1 protein-coding gene and 1 pseudogene are annotated in these 440 nt (G+C 27.5%); both read right to left on the bottom strand.

The features are described 5' to 3' along the window. Positions 1 to 198, bottom strand: a pseudogene (locus K0039_RS21530) (cell wall-binding protein Cwp7); the annotation flags it as partial. 94 nt (positions 199 to 292) lie between these two features. Next, positions 293 to 440: sugar transferase (locus tag K0039_RS23665; protein ID WP_228106915.1), on the bottom strand; the 148-nt coding region annotated here is incomplete at its 5' end.

Genomic DNA, 440 nt, shown 5'->3' with positions numbered 1-440 from the left:
ATCTACAATTGAATCTTCATTTACAAGAATTACTTCTTTAGAATCCTTAAATGCTCTTTTATTTAATTCTGTCGAAATCTCTGGTATACTCCCTTCTATCAACTCTCTTTTGGGCTTTGCATCTGCAAATACCCACATAGTACTAGAAATAGAGATTAACAAAACTAACGATAATATAGTAGAAATTTTTTTAATCATAAGTTCTCATTCCTTTTCTTTTTTGTATTTTTTGACAATAAAAAAGCTCTTTTTAAAGAGCTTTTTCATTGATTAGTAATCTAATATTTTAAAATTATCTAGCTCCGTCTCCTGTCAATACTACTTTAACAGTTTTAAAGAGTATCTTAAAGTCAAGTAATATACTCCTATTTTTTATATAGTAAATATCTTCTTTAAGTTTTTCTTCAGGAGTGATTTCGTATCCACCATTTACTTGTGCC

The organism is Terrisporobacter mayombei, assembly GCF_020748465.1.
GTDB classification, from domain to species: Bacteria; Bacillota; Clostridia; order Peptostreptococcales; family Peptostreptococcaceae; genus Terrisporobacter; species Terrisporobacter mayombei.
The sequence above is the reverse complement of the archived record's forward strand: the minus strand, read 5'-3'. Positions and strand labels throughout refer to the sequence as shown.